Below are 19,031 nucleotides of genomic sequence, written 5' to 3' on the forward strand. Positions count from 1 at the left end.
AGTGTACTGAACGGTGATAATAAACAAAAAGGCGGCCTTAACAGGTCGCCTTTTTAAATACTACTCTGCCCATCATTGATGCTAATACCACAAGATTAACCCCATCAAACTCACCACGACCAAACCACACAATGCACTAGTCAGTATAAATTGCCCACGTAACCGCTCACAGCGGCGGATAAACTCGGGATCATGATGGTCAAGATAGCGTTGAGTAAAAATGTAACCCACTAATCTAATCTGTTTGCTCGGCTGACCGTGGGAGGTAAAAAATCCACCGCCATCAACATATTGATACAGCAACGGGTCGCAGCCACGTAATACCACCAACAGAGCACGTAATGATGAATAATAACGTGCCATATTAATCACACATACCACACACAAAGCCCAAAAAAGCGCGACGGTACTGATCATAATCATCCTCCCAGCGATATTTCACACATTGGATCAGTGACCTGAACCTTTGCGCCATCGCTCACTCTAGCCGATACAAACACCCCCAGGGCTTAAAAAGCCACCCCCTATCGTTCGCTTTCTCATGGTGGTTCGACCTGTTATTTGCTCGACACAACATCCGAACGTGTAGGACTCCCTTTATGAGTGTAGGAAATGAAATGGAAAATAGCCTGATAATCTCTAAATTATGCCGTTTTGGCCGTTATTAAGTATCGATTAGCCTTAACTTAAGTCGAATCTTACTTGCTGGTAAACGCGCTGAATTCATACAAAAATCGCTCAGACATTAATCTTGCTTAACTGAATTAGATAAACTTGACCACTGCTTTCACTCAATTATATTTGCATCACAAATATGAAATTCCGTTCATTGGGGTGCTTTATCAGCGCTATACTTTAGATAATGATCTGCTCTAAATTCGAGTGACCGGATAATGTCCCGAGGCTATAAACGGCAGAATTGAGTTACACCTCGGCACAAATAGATGTAAAACGATATAGGGTTACTTTAGTGATCATCGTCAAAACAGTGTGTTGTGATCCGTGAAACACTTCAGTTAGGGGTCATAATGCTACTATGTCGATATCGCGTTAGCACCCGTTCAACAGGTTGAATGTTTGCTTACCCATTAATTAACATTATGGAAGGAGTTTACTTATGGCTTACAAACACATTCTGATTGCGGTTGACCTATCTCCGGAAAGCAAGGTGTTGGTGGAAAAAGCGGTCTCTATGGCCAAACCGTACAATGCCAAAGTTTCCCTGATCCATGTTGATGTTAACTACTCAGATCTCTATACCGGCCTGATCGACGTTAATCTTGGCGATATGCAAAAGCGCATCTCTGAAGAGACTCACAATGCACTAACTGAACTTTCGCAGAATGCGGGCTACCCGATTGAGCAAACCCTGAGTGGTAGCGGCGACTTGGGCCAAGTACTGGTTGATGCCATTAAGAAATATGATATGGACTTGGTGCTATGTGGCCATCATCAGGACTTCTGGAGTAAGTTGATGTCTTCAGCGCGTCAGCTGATCAACACCGTGCATGTCGATATGCTAATCGTGCCTCTGCGCGATGACGAAAATGGCGAAGACGATTAAGCGTTCATTCAATCTAGCTTAACGTTATCACCGCTCACGCCCGCCTTTCGCGGGCGTTTTTTATGGTGCTTTTGGTGACATCACCCCCACCGCCACTCATTGATAACCCTGCTAACTTTTCTCAAAATCCCTTGCTGTATGAATATAAACCAATGATATAGTCGATGATGCACAACATCGTCTCCCTACTATTTTTATAAAAATAATAGTTAGAAATAATTGTCGGGAGAGTCTTAATTGGTACAAGGAATGATTAGTAATGAATGATTTAATCTCTCTGGAGTCGTTTTTAGGGTCGTTACAACAACGTGATGCCAACCAACCAGAATATCTCCAAGCCGTGCGTGAAGTCTTCACCTCGCTTTGGCCCTTTCTGGAACAGAACCCACACTACCGTGAACAAAGCCTACTGGAGCGCTTAGTCGAGCCAGAACGGGTGATTCAATTCCGAGTGGCCTGGAGTGACGATCAGGGTAAGGTACAAGTTAACCGTGCCTGGCGTGTTCAGTTTAGCTCAGCGATTGGTCCTTATAAGGGCGGAATGCGCTTCCACCCATCAGTCAACTTATCAATTCTTAAATTCCTTGGTTTTGAGCAAACCTTCAAAAATGCCCTGACAACCTTGCCTATGGGTGGCGGTAAAGGCGGTTCTGATTTTAATCCGAAAGGGAAAAGCCAGGCTGAAGTCATGCGTTTTTGTCAGGCGTTGATGACTGAGCTGTATCGCCACCTTGGCCCAGATACAGATGTTCCGGCAGGTGATATTGGCGTCGGTGGCCGTGAAGTGGCATTTATGTCTGGCATGATGAAAAAGCTGTCGAATAACACCGCTTGTGTCTTCACCGGTAAAGGGTTGTCCTTCGGCGGTAGCCTGATTCGCCCAGAAGCGACCGGCTACGGTTTAGTCTATTTCACCGATGCCATGTTAAAACGCCACGGTTTAGGTTTTGAAGGTCGGAGAGTGTCAGTTTCCGGTGCCGGAAACGTGGCGCAATACACCATTGAAAAAGCGATGGAGCTGGGTGCCAGAGTCATTACGGCCTCTGATTCAGGCGGCACAGTGGTGGATGAAGAGGGCTTCACACCGGAAAAACTGGCCCATTTGGCTGAGATTAAAAACAAACGTTATGGCCGCATTGAAGACTATGCCCGTGAACGTAATCTGGTTTATCTGGCGGATCAACAGCCATGGAGTGTGCCGGTTGATATCGCCTTACCTTGCGCGACACAGAATGAACTGGACCTGCCGGCTGCACTTCAGCTGATTGCCAATGGGGTTAAAGCTGTGGCCGAAGGGGCAAATATGCCAACCACTATTCAGGCAACAGATGCTTTCCTGGAAGCGGGTGTCCTGTTCGCGCCGGGCAAAGCCGCCAATGCGGGGGGTGTGGCCACATCTGGCCTGGAGATGGCGCAAAATGCCGCCCGCTTAAGCTGGAAATCAGAAAAAGTAGACGTTCGGTTGCATCACATTATGCTGGATATTCATCACTCCTGTGTTGAATATGGCGGTGACGGCAAGCAAACCCACTATGTACATGGCGCGAACATTGCTGGCTTTGTCAAAGTAGCGGATGCCATGTTGGCCCAAGGCGTGCTGTAAATAAGATATGACTCCCCCCATACTCTTTATAACGACATAAATAAAGAGTATGGGGAGGTAACCTATATAATGACTTATAGTTTTATTGATAATGATTAAACAAACAATTTAAGATTATCCGAGTTTTAAAAACAATATTCATTGTTAATATACCGCCCTATTTTTAACCAGGTCACATATAGTATTGTTTATAAGTCAAGGATAATCATGCCATTCATAAATAGATATAATAAGTCAACAACCAAACAAGAGTATATAAGTTACAAAAATGAAATAAAGACAATAATAGCACCAAGAATAGTCCATGATTGCAGTCTGAATGGTGAGGGTAAATATGGATACGGCATTAGCCTGAACTACTCATTTAATCTGCCCCCAAGAGCAGATGAATTCCTTGAAGTTAGCGCTGATGACGTTTTCTCCTTTAATAAAATGCAGGTTATTCAAGCAAAGAAAAGTATGCAGTCTTGGGCTGATGTAGCTAATATTTATTTTACTGAAGCTGCTGGAGATGAGAGTGCTTATCTCGGTTTTTATAGTTATTTGCAAGATAACAATAGACATGGAGCCGCCTATCATCCAAATAACTTAATACTCTCTCCGATATATCTTAACTCTTTTTCCAGTGATGGAAAAAAACCTACTCAATCAAACTATGGCGCTCATATACTGACTCATGAGATTGGGCATACCCTTGGCTTAAAACACACCCACGGTGCAAAAAATTGGCCTGAAGAGCAGCAACACACGCAGCAGGTCAGCATCATGAGCTACCAGTCAGAGCAGGCATCCGGGGCTGATTATGGTGGTAACTCTCTGTCTACGCCGCAATTATATGATATTGCCGCTGTCCAATATCTCTATGGGCCAAATTTAACCACCCGCACCGGTAATACCGCTTATGGTTTTAACTCCAATAGTGATAGAGATTTTCTTACGGCCAACACGCCCACAGATAAGCTAATATTCTGTGTTTGGGATGCAGGTGGTATTGATACTTTCGATTTCTCCGGTTATACCGAAAACCAAAATATTTATCTTAATGAACTCAGTTTTTCTGACGTCGGTGGCTTAGTGGCGAATATCTCTATTGCTGCCGATGTAGTAATAGAGAATGCCATCGGCGGTAGTGGCAATGACAAATTAGTTGGCAACGATGTTGATAATATTCTGACTGGTGGTGCAGGTGCTGATCATCTATGGGGTGACGAAGGGAACAATATCTTCCGCTATAATAGAACCAGTGACTCCACCTCAACATCTAGTGATACCATTCACGATTTCAAATCAGATAAAGATAAGATCGATTTGTCGCCACTCTTATTTGGCGATCGGAATATTGCCATGGTAAATAGGTTCAGTTTTAGCGGGCAAACGGAAATACAGCAAAAATATGATGCAGTGAGAGATATCACTTATCTAATGATTGATTTTGATAATAACGTGTATGAAACCGATATGATGATAAGACTCATCGGTTGGCATCAGCTCACCTTAAATAACTTTATTACCAGCCCACAACTCACCGCGTAGTAACTTATCAAGCATAAAAAGCAGGCTGCCAGCCCTATTTCGCCACAGCCTGAATTTAAACTAAGGGTAGCTAAGGCAAATAGAGATCAAAACGGTGGCTTTTAGTGGTCACCGCCGCCTGCGCAGCTATACCGGCCAGCGGCTCGGCATAGTCCGGGCGCTTAACCACCACCCGCTTGGTTGCCAGCGCACGGGCCGGAGCCAGTAAGCCATCGGCATCTTCATCAGCGCCCACCAGCGATTGAAATACCCGCATCTCCTTTTTGACCAGCGCACTTTTCTGCCGATGCGGGTACATTGGATCGAGATACACCACTTCCGGCCGTGGCTCAATTGCCGCCAACGCCGTCAGGCTGGAGGCATGTAGCAGCGTCAAACGCTCACGCAACCAAGGGCCAATCTCAGCATCCTGATACCCACGGCGCAAACCATCATCCAGCAAAGCCGCCACCACCGGATTACGTTCCAGCATCTGCACCTGGCAACCTAGCGCCGCCAGAACAAAAGCATCGCGCCCCAAACCTGCGGTAGCATCAACCACGCGCGGAAGATAACCTTTTTTGATGCCAACCGCTTTGGCGACGGCTTCACCCCGCCCGCCACCAAATTTGCGGCGATGGGCCAACGTGCCGGAGACGAAATCAACATAAATGCCGCCGAGTTTTGGCTCATCTCGCTTGCGCAACTCAAGGCGCTCGGGGGTCAACACCAGCGCCATAACCGCCTGCTCGTCAGACACCAATCCCCAGCGCTCAGCCAGAATCGACAAGGCGCCGGGATCGGCGCCTGCTTCAGACAATAAACAAATACTTACCTGTGACACATTCTAGCCCTTAATACCGTAATGGCGCAGCATAGCATCCAACTGCGGCTCACGACCACGGAAGCGCTTGAACAGTGTCATTGGCTCTTCTGAACCGCCACGGGACAAGATATTGTCGAGGAAAGATTGGCCGGTAGCGGCATTGAAAATCCCCTCCTCCTCAAAGCGCGAGAAGGCATCAGCAGAGAGCACTTCCGCCCACAGATAGCTGTAGTAACCCGCGGCATAGCCACCGGCAAAGATATGGCTAAAGGCATGTGGGAAGCGGCCCCATGTTGGTGACGGCACCACCGCGACCTGTTTTTTCACCTCATACAGGATCGGCAGGATCTGCGCGCCGGTCAGCGGATCGAACTCATAATGCATGCGGAAATCAAATAGCCCGAACTCCAGTTGACGCAAAATAAACAGCGCGGCCTGATAGTTTTTCGCCGCCAGCAGCTTATCCAGCATCTCTTGCGGTAGCGGCTCATTGGTTTGGTAATGGCCGGAAATAAACGCCAGCGCCTCCGGCTCCCAGCACCAGTTCTCCATAAACTGACTTGGCAATTCGACCGCATCCCACGGCACGCCATTGATACCCGAGACGCCCGCAGTATCAATTTTGGTCAGCATATGATGCAAACCATGGCCGAACTCATGGAACAAAGTGGTCACTTCATTATGGGTAAATAGCGCCGGTTTGCCGCCAACTGGGCCGTTAAAGTTGCAAGTGAGGTACGCCACCGGTTTTTGCAGTTGGCCGTTCGCCAAGCGCAAGCTACCGACACAGTCATCCATCCACGCCCCGCCACGCTTATGTTCACGGGCATACAGGTCAAGGTAGAAGCTGCCGCGCAGCTCACCACTGGCATCATAGAGTTCGAAGAAACGCACATCCGGATGCCAGGTATCCACATCATGGCGCTCTTTGGCGGTGATACCATAAATGCGCTTCACCACCTCAAACAGCCCTTCGACGACACGCTGTTCAGGGAAGTAAGGGCGCAACTGTTCATCACTGATAGAGAATAGATGCTGCTTCTGTTTTTCGGAGTAGTAGGTGATGTCCCACGCGGCTAACTCATTGACACCATAATGCTTTTCCGCAAATGCTCGTAGCTGTGCCAGCTCCTCTTCCGCCTGTGGACGCGCGCGTTTGGCCAGATCATTTAAGAAGCCCAGCACCTGCTGCGGGCTTTCCGCCATCTTGGTCGCCAGCGATTTATCCGCATAGCTGTTAAAGCCCAGTAACTGCGCCAGTTCATGACGCAACGTGAGGATCTCAGCCATGATTTCGCTGTTATCCCACTTGCCCGCATTCGGCCCCTGATCAGAAGCGCGGGTCGCAAAGGCGCGGTACATCTCTTCGCGCAATTCAGCGCTATCAGCATAGGTCAGCACGGGCAGGTAACTTGGCATATCCAGCGTCAGCAACCAGCCATCTTGCTGTTTGGCTTCCGCCATAGCTTTAGCCGCCGCCAATGCGCTTTCCGGTAACCCTTTTAGCTGTTCGACATCAGTAATCAGCTTGCTCCAGCCCATGGTGGCATCAAGCACATTGTTGCTGTAAGTCGAACCCAGTTCAGACAGGCGGGCCACGATTTCGCCATAGCGCTTTTGCTGCTCAGGCGCCAGACCAATACCGGATAACTGGAAATCACGCAGGGCATTTTCTACCGCTTTGCGCTGTGGGGCGGTCAACGCCTCAAAACCCGGCCCCTCTTTTAAGCTGACATAAGCCTGATACAAGCCCTTGTGCTGCCCGACCCAGGTGCCATATTCCGACAGCAATGGCAGACTTTGCTCATAAGCGGCGCGTAATTCCGGGCTGTTTTTCACCGAGTTTAAGTGCCCGACCGGTGACCAGATACGTGATAAGCGGTCATCCGATTCAGCTAGTGGTTGGCACAGATTATCCCAGGTGAAAGGCCCCGGCTGGGCAACAACCCGCTCCACCGCTTGACGGCATTCATCCAAAGCGGATTTTACCGCAGGCACGATATCTTCAGGGCGAATAGCAGAAAATGGCGGCAGGGAGAACGGGGTCAACAGCGGATTTGTCATAGGGCAGTCCTGATTATGATTTTGAATTCCAGCGCCAGAGCGGGCCGAGCGGTGGAGAATAAGTGATGATTGAACAATTAACATGAGGTCTGCGGGCACGAAAATCAATGGCAGGCGACCTTAATCCTTTTGATTTCACTTTTTATCCACCAGACAGTTTATACTAGTTGCCATAATGTGCTGGCTGCGCTTTCTGACTGTGATGTTTTGTTGCATTCACAAAGATAGACCGCAAAAAGCACTGCCACAATGTACAGCATATATTTTCGGTGAAGTTAATATTCACCATAAATATCAATTGGTTAATATAAAATGTTAAGTTATCGCCATAGTTTTCACGCCGGCAACCATGCCGACGTCCTTAAACACACGGTTCAGAGCTTGATTATCGAGTCGCTGAAAGAGAAAGAGAAACCCTTCCTGTATCTGGATACCCACGCCGGTGCCGGCCGCTACCAGTTAAGCGGTGAGCATGCCGAGCGCACAGGTGAATATCTCGAAGGTATCGGGAAACTGTGGCAACGCGATGATTTACCTGATGATTTAGCCCCATACATGAGTGCTATCCACTACTTTAACCGCGCCGAGAAGTTGCGTTACTACCCCGGTTCGCCGTTGATCGCGCGTCATTTATTGCGTGAAGATGACAAAATCCATCTGACCGAATTGCACCCTAGCGATTACCCGCTGCTGCGCAATGAATTTGCCAAAGATGAGCGGGCTAAAGTCCAGCGTGCCGATGGTTATCAACAGCTTAAGTCACAGCTGCCCCCCGCATCTCGCCGCGGTTTCATTCTGATTGACCCACCCTATGAAATGAAAACCGATTATCAGGATGTGGTGAAAGGCATTCAGGAAGGTTATAAACGCTTTGCAACTGGCACCTATGCATTATGGTATCCGGTGGTTTTACGTCAGCAAATCAAGCGCATGTTACGGGATCTGGAAGCCACAGGTATCCGCCGTATCTTGCAAATTGAACTGGCAGTTCGCCCAGACAGCGACCAGCACGGCATGACAGCTTCTGGCATGATTGTGATTAATCCACCGTGGAAACTGGAACAGCAAATGAACACGCTGTTGCCGTGGCTGCACAAAGCGCTCGTGCCATCAGGCCATGGTCATACACTGGTGAAATGGGTAGTGCCGGAATAATGCCAATTGCCTATCGGAGCCATTGATCCAACCTTTGCGACAAAATGCGAGCAAAGGTTAAACTCTTAGGCCATTTTTAAACGACTTGGAAACGACCCTGATGACCAAACATTACGATTATCTAGCAATTGGCGGTGGCAGTGGCGGGATCGCGTCGATCAACCGGGCTGCCATGTATGGCAAAAAATGTGCGCTGATCGAAGCTAAACAGCTCGGCGGCACCTGTGTGAATGTTGGTTGTGTGCCGAAAAAAGTGATGTGGCATGCCGCGCAAATTGCGGAAGCAATTCATTTGTATGGCCCAGACTACGGCTTCGACACCACAGTGAATCATTTCGATTGGAAAAAGCTAATTGCCAATCGTACTGCTTACATCGATCGTATCCATCAATCTTATGAGCGCGGCTTAGGTAATAATAAAGTTGATGTGATTCATGGCTATGCACGTTTTGTTGATGCACATACCGTGGAAGTTAACGGTGAAAAAATCACCGCTGACCACATCCTGATCGCCACCGGGGGCCGTCCGAGCCATCCGGATATTCCAGGCGCTGAATATGGTATTGATTCCGATGGTTTCTTTGAATTGGACGAAATGCCAAAGCGCGTTGCCGTGGTGGGTGCCGGCTATATCGCGGTAGAGATCGCGGGCGTACTCAATGGGTTAGGCACCGAGACCCATCTGTTTGTGCGCAAACATGCGCCACTGCGGACTTTTGATCCGCTGATTGTGGAAACCCTGCTGGAAGTGATGAACAGCGAAGGGCCGAAGCTCCATACCGAAGCGGTGCCAAAAGCGGTTATTAAAAATGCAGATGGCAGCCTGACACTACAACTGGAAAACGGCACTGCAGTGACTGTTGATCACCTGATTTGGGCGATTGGCCGTGAACCTGCAACCGACAACCTGAATCTGGCCGCCAGCGGCGTCAAAACCAATGAGAAAGGCTACATTGAGGTTGATAAGTTCCAAAATACTAACGTCCCAGGGGTCTATGCCGTCGGTGATAATACCGGGGCGGTTGAACTGACACCGGTGGCCGTCGCGGCGGGCCGCCGTCTGTCTGAGCGCCTGTTCAATAACAAGCCGGATGAGCACCTGGATTACAGCAATATTCCGACCGTGGTATTCAGCCACCCCCCTATCGGCACTATTGGTCTGACTGAACCACAAGCGCGCGAGAAGTTTGGCGACGACCAAGTGAAAGTGTACAAATCGTCATTCACCGCGATGTACAGCGCTGTCACTCAGCACCGCCAACCCTGCCGGATGAAGTTAGTCTGCGTTGGTGCGCAAGAGAAGATTGTCGGCATCCATGGTATCGGCTTCGGTATGGATGAGATCCTGCAAGGCTTTGCCGTGGCAGTGAAGATGGGCGCAACCAAGAAAGATTTCGACAACACTGTCGCTATCCACCCAACGGCCGCCGAAGAGTTTGTCACAATGCGCTAAGCAGACTGACAAAAGATCGTTAAAGGCTATAAACCCAGGGTTTGTAGCCTTTTTTATTGTCTTAAAGCGCGAAGGCCACCGCGTGAAAATGGCCTGAAAATCAATAGCTAACTCGCTCTTATCACTTAGAAACTGACGTTAATACCCAAATTACCGGCGTAACCGTCCATCTTGCCATCAAAAGCTCTTTGGTATTTAACATCCGCATAGATATCAACGTTGCTATTCACTTTAGCATTAATACCCGCCGCCCCTTGCCAGTAGGTTTTACTGAATTCAGGGCGAAGAGTCGTGGTATCAATAGTCACTTCTGGGTTATCACCGAGCTGATAGATCACATCCGTAGATAAGTAGGGCTTAATCGCTTGCTGTTTAGTCGCCTCACTGAATACTCGTACACCCGCGCGGGCTTGCCCGACAGAATAGGAGGTGCCATTGACCCCAGAAATATCATCAGCAAAACTATTCAAATTCAGATATTGATATTGCAACTGCCCCTGGGGTTCCACTTTCCAGTTACCAACAACAGGGTATGCTTGACCGACTTCGGCTGACATCGCCACACCATAACCATTCTGTCTGGCATCATGCTGGCTTTGATAGCTGTTGCGGTATAGCGTCCCCTGACCGACGAGATCGATATATCCCCCCTGCCGTGTCATCAACGTGTAATACCCCCCCAAACCATAGGCATCAGTTTTGATTTTGCCGGTATTGATTGATAACCCCGCACGCACCGCGCGCGCCTTATCCTGCGTCTCAGTCTCCTGCTTACCGAGTGTTATCATCCCCCCGGCCGTGGCCTGCGTTCCGGCCGCATTTTCGCCCTGATAAAAATCATGGCCCAACTGAGCGAACCAGATATCGGAGTCATAACTAAAACGCCCTGCTTCGAAGGTATTTCGCTGCCCGCTGATCCGGCCCCAAGAGTCTTGATTAAAGCCATTGTTAGCCCCAGCGGCCGATCCACGGCGCTCGTGTAAGCGGCCCAGTGTGCTGAAGCCGTAAAAGGCATTGAGCCAAGGCGCAGCAATGTAGCCCGGCACTTCATTACGATAAGCGATCGCCGGTTGTATCGGGCGATTTGGGTCAACAACTGTCGGTTTACCCGGATCGGTGGGGCCAACCGGTGCCAGATAGGATTGTAAATTCCAGTTATGTCCATCAACCTGATATAGGTAATACTGGTAAGCTCCGGCGGTAACCATGTCACTCATCAAAAATTGACCATAGAGGGCATCGCCATCAACCTGAATCAGATTAATTCCTGCGCCGGTGGTTAACGCGCCTAATCCCCCTTGATTCACGACTTTAACGTAGTGCTCACCCGTTGCACTGCCCGTGATATGCAGCCTATCAGCCGGTGAATTGTCATCGTCTAATTGCGCATTAAAGACAAAACTGCCGTTGCCGGTTAAGTCGCCATTCACCGTTAAGGTTCTGAAATTGCCGCCCGGAATACTGGTACCAGGGAGGCGACTAACCGCTGGAATAAAGTTTATCTGACCCAGCACGTTCAGTGAGCCGACATCTGTATTGTTGGTCAAGTTCCAGATACTACTGCTGTCGATATCAATATTTTGGGCGTTACGCGCAGCACCGGTCCAAACTGAGCTATTTTTCAGCGCCAGACTGACACTGTTATTGGCATCGGCCTGAATATCACCCACCAGAATAGAGTGGTTATCGGCATGCAAATTGACGTTACTGATAATATCCAGTGGCGCGGTGGTGGTGCCAACATTGGTACTGGCATTTACCAGTAAGCCGTTGCCACCACTGAGCTGCGAACCATTTTTCACATCAATATTTATATTGGCGCCATAAGCTCGAACACCCGCCCCCTGTTGACTGATAATCTGAGTGTTATCCAACGTCACCTGGCTATAAATGGTGTCAGCGCCTGCGGCGTAAATACCGCCAGCATTCATACCGGTTGTGATGATGCGGCTGTCTTGCAGCAAAATAGAGCTGCTGGTTTGCGTCCACAGCGCATAGGCGCTGGCACCAGTAGAACTACCGTCCACATTTTTCGCACTGATTGATGAGCCAATGAAAGTGCCCAGCACCATACCGGAAGCACCGGTAGTCTCAATAGTCGCCCCATCAAGATTCAGGTTGCCACCTCTGGCGGCGGTAGCACCCACACTGCCAACACCCGTGGTCGAAATAGCCATATTGGTGGCGTTAAAGATCGATTGAGAGTAAATACCGTGGGAATTATCCCCGGTAGTTTTCACCGTGGTCTGGTCAACAATCGCGGTTCCCCGATTCTCGATGGCGGTCGCATTATTACCATCAGTCATCACTGTGGCGTTAGTGACTCTCACCGACGAGCTGTTATCCGGCACCCAAATCCCCATGGCATATGTGCCTTGGGAGTGGTAAGAACCGCCATTAATGGTGACATCGGCGTTCATATTCACGTTAACCAACGCGGAATTGCCACTACGAGAGAGGGCATTGACGTTATTTAACACGATGACCGCCTTGTTGGTCAGGCTGTTGCCCATCGCCCGCAATACCGAACCAGACGCCAAATCAATATTGGCGTTGCTGATATTGGCACTGCCATTGATATCGAATACGTTATTAATATTACCCGTGACGGTTAGACCATTCATCGTAATAGCCGAATCTTTACCCACACCGATCCCTGCATAAGCATTGGTCATATTAAGTGTCGTATTATTCAGTGTGGAATTTAAGCTACCATTAGTAATATAGACACCAGTACCACTATAAGAGCTAGTATTATTAATGACGTTATTTTCGCCAGTTAATAAGCTCCCGACACCACTTAGATAAATACCATATCCACCACTAATATTTATCGTTGCATTATTTACCGTCAATAAGGTGCCATCATAACCTGACACCGCGTTAGCAAGCCCGCCGAGAATATTAAACACGGTGCCATTAATATCAGCACGGTTTCCTGCACCAGAGGTGTAAATACCATTACCGCTTGAACCTGATGTAACTATTGTCCCATTCTGCAAATTAACCGTACCACTATTATTACGGATACCATAGGCAACCTCACCTTCGGTTTTGATGGTGGACCCATTCAAATTCAGTGCGCCACCATTAGACACCTCAACACCATTGCCCATCAGCCCCGTGGTATGAATACTAAGGTCGGAAGCCCCGATAATAGTGCTGCCAGGGCCTTTCACCACCACACTTGGTTGGTAGTTATCATCTGTGCCGTAATCGCCAGAGATAGAAACAGCGCTACCATCGGTGACACTAATAGTCTGTGCCGCCCAACTATAAAGAGGGCTAAAAAGAGGGAACAACAGACTGGCCAGTAGCGTTTTACGAAAACGAGCAGATGGCGCTATTCTATTTATTATCATATTAATCACCTGGTTTTTTGCAAAAAATAAGCAAATCAAAAATTGTTAATCTGTTTGTTTTTATTTATATTTCCACCAGATTTAATTATTGGATAACAATTAAATCTAACTATCACCTAATATAGGCCGCCAAAAATACATTTAACATAAGACCGCATGACCTGATCTGTAGGATGCTTCCTACAAAATATAAATTCAGATCTTAATCAAGACGTTAAGGCTATTTTTAATCGGGAAATTGAGGGTTAATCTTACTATTACTATCGTTAGAACTTACCCACGACTGTTGTGATAGCCATCGACTCTGCTATTATCAACAGATTACTCGCGATTTTATGTCACATTTTGTAGAAGAATCATCTGCATAAGGCATGGATTAATGCAATTAAGGAGAATTATGCCGAACGCACCGAAAAACAGCTCAGCGCCACTGGCAACGGGGATTGAAACCGGAAAGAGAGCTATCTCCTCGATGACGCGAATGAGTAACCGAGTGAAAGCTTATCCGCCAATCGCCCATATTATCCGCGCCACAGATCGTTTTAATGACCGCTTGGGCAGCCAGTTCGGGGCAGCCATTACCTATTTTTCATTTTTGTCGCTGATCCCTATTTTGATGGTCTCTTTTGCCGCCGTCGGTTTTGTTCTGGCCTCAAATCCGGACTTATTGGCTGAATTAATTAACAAAATTGTTAATACCATCAGCGACCCAGCATTAGCCGCCACACTTAAAAATACTGTGAATACCGCCATTCAGCAGCGCACGACTGTTGGGCTGACCGGTTTAGCGATTGCCCTTTACTCCGGTATTAGCTGGATGGGTAATCTGCGCGAAGCCATTCGTGCCCAGTCACGGGATGTGTGGGAGCGCAATCCGCAGGATCAGGAGAAGTTCTACTACCGCTATGCCCGTGATTTTATCTCGCTCATCGGGTTAGTTGTCGCGCTAATTATCACTCTGTCACTGACCTCGATCGCCGGCGCGGCGCAGTCTGCCATCGTCAACGCCTTAGGTCTGGGGGGAATTGAGTGGCTGCGACCCGCCATGACACTGATTGCAATGTCGATCTCTATCGCGGCTAACTATCTGCTATTTTTGTGGATATTTTGGATTCTGCCACGGCATAAGCCGAAGAAAAAAGCGCTGCTGCGCGGCACCCTAATTGCCGCCATCGGCTTTGAGATCATCAAGTTTGTCATGACCATGATGCTGCCACGCCTTGCCAGTTCGCCTTCCGGCGCGGCCTTTGGTTCGGTGATTGGTTTGATGGCCTTTTTCTACTTCTTCGCTCGCCTGACCCTCTTCTGCGCCGCCTGGATAGCCACCGCCCACTATGCGGAGGACGAAACCTTACCGCAAAATCCAGGCGGAAAAGCAGGGTAACCCGCCAAATCTATCTGCATCCGGATCAGGTGAATACCCCATAATGATAAATAAGGGTTATGGGGGTTTGCCCTGACTGCTGATTTGTCATTACACTGATGCTCCATCATCGGAAGTGAAGGATCACAGATGTCACGCTATATAAAAAAAGCTGGGTTTAGATGGATGATATTGGGGCTGCTGGTGGTAATCGCGGTGATCGTGGCGTATCAATCACGCTCCAGCCATGCCGACGCCTTGTGGAAAATTGTTAGCCAACAGTGCGTGCCCAATATGGAAGCCAATCATGACCCGCAGCCCTGTATTGAGGTCAATACGCAGGCTGGTTTTGTGGTGTATAAGGACATACACGGGCCATTGCAATATTTACTCATGCCCACCGCGAAAATCAGCGGCATAGAAAGCCCGCAGATATTAGCGGCCAACAGCCCGAACTATTTTCTGGATGCCTGGCAGGCCCGCCACTTTATGGCCGATAAATATGGCGCACCCATTGATGATGCAAATATCTCGCTAACCATTAATTCAAAATATGGTCGCTCTCAAAATCAATTACATATTCATATCTCTTGCCTAAAACCTCAGGTAAAAGCGGCGCTGGCCGCACATGAGGCTGATTTCAGCCCACAATGGCAGCCCTTACCCGGCGGGTTACTGGGTCATGATTATCTGGCGCGGCGCACCACAGCAACTGAACTACAGCATCTCGGCGCATTTCGCCTGCTCGCCGATGAAGTTACCGGGGCAAAAAATCAAATGGGCAGTTATGGTTTAGCCATGACCGCATTGCCAAACGGGGAGTTTTTGCTGTTAGCCAGCCAGGCGGATCTGACAAAGTTACATCGTGCATCAGTGGAGGAGTTGCAGGATCACCAGTGTCAACTGCTCCCCCCACCACCAATACACTAACTGACTACTTTTTCTGCTTTATTTTTTGCAGCAATGGCGTGCACTGATTAGCCTCTGCTTCACTGGGGGAGATCAGCGCCAGCAATGCGGCGGCAGGGGTTAGCGCCACCCCTAACACGGCGGCAATAGCACCTCGGGCGATTAATGGCCCGGCTTTTACACCCGCATCCGGCTGCTTAAATGTGCCTTTCACATAGAGCGGGGAGCGTAGGGTCAGAATACGCAGCCCTTTGCTTTCTGGATTGATGGTTAGATCCAGCCGTTCGGTCGCGAAGTTAATATTACCGGTAATGCTGATCATGGCGTTTTCGGTATCAACCACAAACAGGCGTGGGGTGGCTAACCCATTGCGCAGCTGAATATCAGCCACCGCGCAGTTAATCTTCACCTCATCGTCACCAAACAACTTCGCCACCAGATAGTTACCCACATTCAGGCCAAGCAACTCCATCAAGCTACGGCTGATCAACCCTTGATTCAACAGTAAGCGCAGACTGCCATTACTGGTTGCCAGTAGCGCGGCCACCGAGTTGCCGGTCGCGGTAAAGGATGCATCGCCATTCAACTGCCCCAAGCTGTTACGCATTGCTTTTACCTGTGGCAATAGCGCCTTCAATTGCAGCCGGCGGGCATGTAAATCCACTTTACCCTGCATGGGATCTTTATTGCCATTCAGCCGTAACGTGGCATTCAGGCTCCCTCCCGCCATGCCGAAACGCAGTGGATCAAGCAATAACTCGCCACTATTCAGCACCACGTGGGTCGATAGATCATTTAGGGGTAATGACTTATCGCGCTCGATACGTTTCGCGGTATAGGTGACATCGGCATCCATCACCCCCCAGCTTTTGGTATCAAACTTTTCAGTCGGCAAGACCTTATTCGCGGGTTGCCGGTTTCGCTCGCCACGCCTGGCTTTTTCCTGATTGGAATCCGCCCCAATCAATGGCGCTAAATCAGCAAAGCGCAATTTTTCTGACGACATGTTGCCGGTTAATTTTGGCCGTGGCTGACTGGCGGTATAGGTCAGATTGCCGTGAATATCACTGTCGCCAATTTTACCGTTAAAGTTTTCATAGCGATAAACCGCGCCATCGGCTTGCTTGAGACTCGCCACTAAGCGGCCATCGGTGTTGTAAGGCGGAGTGGCGGGCAGTAACACGCCGATCAGCGGGTAGAGGTTGTCCAGACTGGCACCTGAGAATTTCAGTTGCAGATCCAGCCCCGCCAGATTACCGGGGTCAGTTAAGGTGCCCGCCACCGCCACACGAGTAGATCCAGAGCGCAGATCAGCCTGCAATGGGAATGGCCGACTCGCATCACTCATCGACAACATCCCACCCATCTTACCGCTGCCGGTCAGTGACTGCCCCTGATACTTGCCGTCAATCTTCCAGCCAAAAACATAATCTGCCGTGTTGCTTTGTGCACTATCGGCAGGCGGCTGACCCTTTTTCTCAGTACTTGACCCCGTCACCTCAGCAAAGGGCAAGGGCTTCCCCAGAGGATCAATCACGGCGTGCAGATCCGCTTTCAGCATGGCATCGTTTAGACTTATCGCGCCACGATCAAAGACGATATCGTCGATATTGACCGACCAGGAGGAGGGCTGCTCACCCTCCTTCGGGCTATTGGCCAGATTAAACGTCCAGTTATTCTTACCATTAGCCAGCCGTAGTAGGTTGGCATCTGGCTGCGTCAGCCAGATACGGGGTATCCAGACCTCTTTCGCCAGTAAGGCTAAGGGGGCGATGCTGGCATCAACCCGTTTTAGGGTGACCATTTCGCCTGCAGGGAACGCCGTGGCAGCTATTTTATCGTCTGCCGTTTTATCACTGACCAGTTCCGGCGGATTGCCCAGAACCAGATCTTCTGCATGGATATTCGGCCAGGGGACCCAACCGCGCCAACCCGGCTCATCGCTTTTTCGTGACCAATCGACACCCAGATTGCCCCGGATAGCAAAAGGCCGTTGCAACTCGGCGGAGACTTTTTCGTTAATCGTCGGCTTGAGGCGGTTCCAGTCGAAGGTCATAATAAGCACAACTGTTGCCGCCAATAGCAGCAGAATCAGGCCACCCACGCCTGTGAGTACTTTTCCGGTTTTGGTCATAGTAGCTCCATGCCAATAATCTGATAAATAACGCTAAATACACCGCCGGGAGCTGCTTGAACGCACGTCAGCTTGCGGTATTTTAGTCGAAATTTCAGTCAGGAAAATCGTTAAACGATTAATAATGCAGATTCAGAAGACTACACTAACCATAGTCGATGATGGGGCAGAGTCCATTATTTGGGCAGCTCAATGCGGTGACGCGAAGGAAGGCAACACGGGGAACCTAATGGTGGTGAAAAATAGGATGTTGTTGAGAAGGCATTAGCCACAAAACAGCATAGGTAGCGTCTGCAATCGATCAAATGAAGTTGGACGGGAGAGGTAATAACCTTGCGCCGCCGCCGCGTCAGAGCGCTGCACCATGGCCCACTCCTGCGAGGTTTCGACACCTTCCACAATCACTCCTTTACTGTAGCGATCCATTAAGGTGACTAGCGTGAAAAAGAGTTGGTTCCCGACATCACTCTCTTGCAACACGATAAACAGATCTCTGGCAACTTTGATGTATTCATAGCGCCAGCTAATGAATGAAGTGAAATTCGCCAGCCCACTACCAAAATCATCCAACCACAGTCGATCTGCTTCAGCAATGCGCGCAAAGGGGGTATCAAGGGAGGTATCAACATGCTCGAGTAATTCAAAACGAATGTAGGGCATGGCGTCGATGAGCACCTTGGCCTGCCTGTCATCCTGCATTGCCATCAGCGCCTGACCATCAATATTGATCGAAACCAGCACCGAGTGATGAACAAATATCGCGTGCCACTGCTTAATCATGTTCAGTTGCTCCAGCACCACATCCAAACGGTCGCGGATACTGATAGAACTGAAGTAATCTTCAGGGTTCAGACGGGTGTCTGGTGATGAGGGGTGAAAAACAGCCGTGAGCAACTCAATTGCCAGCAACGCCCCGGATGTGCGATAGATAGGTTGAAAAGTGTACCGACGCTGACATTGCCGCCAGAAGCTCTGCCCTTTATTACGATCAATGGCGGCAAAGGATGGCGCAAGTAAACCTGATACTTTGTTAGTCATCATCAGTTTAGTCGCCATGTTTCAGGACATCAGACAGTAATGGCAGTG

General features: G+C 49.1%; 13 protein-coding genes. 7 read left to right on the forward strand and 6 right to left on the reverse strand.

What is annotated here, in order from left to right:
* Window positions 1-81: 81 nt before the first annotated feature.
* On the reverse strand, window positions 82-417 hold the full coding sequence (gene uspB, locus HRK25_RS05565) for a universal stress protein UspB (RefSeq protein ID WP_005273532.1): 336 nt from the start codon (window positions 415-417) through the stop codon (window positions 82-84).
* 700 nt (window positions 418-1,117) lie between these two features.
* Here uspB and uspA point away from each other — a divergent pair.
* The 3 genes from uspA to HRK25_RS05580 all read left to right on the forward strand — a co-directional run bounded on the left by uspA (window position 1,118) and on the right by HRK25_RS05580 (window position 4,700).
* Window positions 1,118-1,564 carry a universal stress protein UspA gene (gene uspA, locus HRK25_RS05570; protein ID WP_004874931.1) on the forward strand — a complete coding sequence of 149 codons (447 nt, stop codon included), beginning with the start codon at window positions 1,118-1,120 and terminating at the stop codon, window positions 1,562-1,564.
* 259 nt (window positions 1,565-1,823) lie between these two features.
* Window positions 1,824-3,167, forward strand: coding sequence for an NADP-specific glutamate dehydrogenase (gene gdhA / locus HRK25_RS05575; RefSeq protein WP_005273526.1), 1,344 nt, complete (start codon window positions 1,824-1,826; stop codon window positions 3,165-3,167).
* A 207-nt stretch (window positions 3,168-3,374) separates the two neighbouring features.
* On the forward strand, window positions 3,375-4,700 hold the full coding sequence (locus HRK25_RS05580; protein WP_005273523.1) for a M10 family metallopeptidase C-terminal domain-containing protein: 1,326 nt from the start codon (window positions 3,375-3,377) through the stop codon (window positions 4,698-4,700).
* 70 nt (window positions 4,701-4,770) lie between these two features.
* Here HRK25_RS05580 and rsmJ read toward each other — a convergent pair whose 3' ends face one another.
* The gene (rsmJ, locus tag HRK25_RS05585; protein ID WP_032897564.1) at window positions 4,771-5,523 is read right to left on the reverse strand and encodes a 16S rRNA (guanine(1516)-N(2))-methyltransferase RsmJ; all 753 of its coding nucleotides are present in this window, start codon (window positions 5,521-5,523) and stop codon (window positions 4,771-4,773) included.
* 3 nt (window positions 5,524-5,526) lie between these two features.
* A complete protein-coding gene (prlC, locus tag HRK25_RS05590; protein WP_005273518.1) occupies window positions 5,527-7,569 on the reverse strand; it encodes an oligopeptidase A in 2,043 nt (680 codons plus the stop codon).
* A gap of 312 nt (window positions 7,570-7,881) precedes the next feature.
* Here prlC and HRK25_RS05595 point away from each other — a divergent pair, with 312 nt between their 5' ends.
* Complete coding sequence (locus HRK25_RS05595) at window positions 7,882-8,724, forward strand: 23S rRNA (adenine(2030)-N(6))-methyltransferase RlmJ (RefSeq protein ID WP_032897562.1); 843 nt, start codon at window positions 7,882-7,884, stop codon at window positions 8,722-8,724.
* A 100-nt stretch (window positions 8,725-8,824) separates the two neighbouring features.
* Window positions 8,825-10,177, forward strand: a complete 1,353-nt coding sequence (gene gorA / locus HRK25_RS05600; protein WP_005273510.1) for a glutathione-disulfide reductase — start codon at window positions 8,825-8,827, stop codon at window positions 10,175-10,177.
* A 125-nt stretch (window positions 10,178-10,302) separates the two neighbouring features.
* On the opposite strand, the gene HRK25_RS05605 is transcribed toward gorA, so the two are convergent.
* Window positions 10,303-13,539, reverse strand: coding sequence for an autotransporter outer membrane beta-barrel domain-containing protein (locus tag HRK25_RS05605; protein WP_005273506.1), 3,237 nt, complete (start codon window positions 13,537-13,539; stop codon window positions 10,303-10,305).
* Between the two features lie 397 nt (window positions 13,540-13,936).
* On the opposite strand from HRK25_RS05605, the gene yhjD reads away from it, so the two are divergent.
* Window positions 13,937-14,923, forward strand: a complete 987-nt coding sequence (gene yhjD, locus HRK25_RS05610; protein ID WP_005273503.1) for an inner membrane protein YhjD — start codon at window positions 13,937-13,939, stop codon at window positions 14,921-14,923.
* A 165-nt stretch (window positions 14,924-15,088) separates the two neighbouring features.
* A complete protein-coding gene (locus tag HRK25_RS05615) occupies window positions 15,089-15,832 on the forward strand; it encodes a CDP-diacylglycerol diphosphatase (protein WP_005273500.1) in 744 nt (247 codons plus the stop codon).
* A gap of 4 nt (window positions 15,833-15,836) precedes the next feature.
* On the opposite strand, the gene HRK25_RS05620 is transcribed toward HRK25_RS05615, so the two are convergent.
* Both HRK25_RS05620 and pdeH read right to left on the reverse strand, forming a co-directional pair.
* Window positions 15,837-17,945: an AsmA family protein gene (locus HRK25_RS05620; RefSeq protein WP_005273498.1), complete on the reverse strand. Its 2,109-nt coding sequence runs from the start codon at window positions 17,943-17,945 to the stop codon at window positions 15,837-15,839.
* Between the two features lie 264 nt (window positions 17,946-18,209).
* A complete protein-coding gene (pdeH, locus tag HRK25_RS05625) occupies window positions 18,210-19,001 on the reverse strand; it encodes a cyclic-guanylate-specific phosphodiesterase (protein ID WP_005273495.1) in 792 nt (263 codons plus the stop codon).
* Window positions 19,002-19,031 lie beyond the last annotated feature (30 nt).

The sequence above is a fragment of the Yersinia bercovieri ATCC 43970 genome, from assembly GCF_013282745.1.
GTDB lineage: Bacteria > Pseudomonadota > Gammaproteobacteria > Enterobacterales > Enterobacteriaceae > Yersinia > Yersinia bercovieri.

Bases quoted from the DNA above. Each gene is read 5' to 3' on its own strand.
- pdeH (WP_005273495.1), bottom strand. From the start codon at position 19,001: ATGGCGACTAAACTGATGATGACTAACAAAGTATCAGGTTTACTTGCG.
- HRK25_RS05620 (WP_005273498.1), bottom strand. From the start codon at position 17,945: ATGACCAAAACCGGAAAAGTACTCACAGGCGTGGGTGGCCTGATTCTG.
- uspB (WP_005273532.1), bottom strand. From the start codon at position 417: ATGATCAGTACCGTCGCGCTTTTTTGGGCTTTGTGTGTGGTATGTGTG.
- uspA (WP_004874931.1), top strand. From the start codon at position 1,118: ATGGCTTACAAACACATTCTGATTGCGGTTGACCTATCTCCGGAAAGC.
- gorA (WP_005273510.1), top strand. From the start codon at position 8,825: ATGACCAAACATTACGATTATCTAGCAATTGGCGGTGGCAGTGGCGGG.
- yhjD (WP_005273503.1), top strand. From the start codon at position 13,937: ATGCCGAACGCACCGAAAAACAGCTCAGCGCCACTGGCAACGGGGATT.
- gdhA (WP_005273526.1), top strand. From the start codon at position 1,824: ATGAATGATTTAATCTCTCTGGAGTCGTTTTTAGGGTCGTTACAACAA.
- HRK25_RS05605 (WP_005273506.1), bottom strand. From the start codon at position 13,539: ATGATAATAAATAGAATAGCGCCATCTGCTCGTTTTCGTAAAACGCTA.
- prlC (WP_005273518.1), bottom strand. From the start codon at position 7,569: ATGACAAATCCGCTGTTGACCCCGTTCTCCCTGCCGCCATTTTCTGCT.
- HRK25_RS05595 (WP_032897562.1), top strand. From the start codon at position 7,882: ATGTTAAGTTATCGCCATAGTTTTCACGCCGGCAACCATGCCGACGTC.
- HRK25_RS05580 (WP_005273523.1), top strand. From the start codon at position 3,375: ATGCCATTCATAAATAGATATAATAAGTCAACAACCAAACAAGAGTAT.
- HRK25_RS05615 (WP_005273500.1), top strand. From the start codon at position 15,089: ATGATATTGGGGCTGCTGGTGGTAATCGCGGTGATCGTGGCGTATCAA.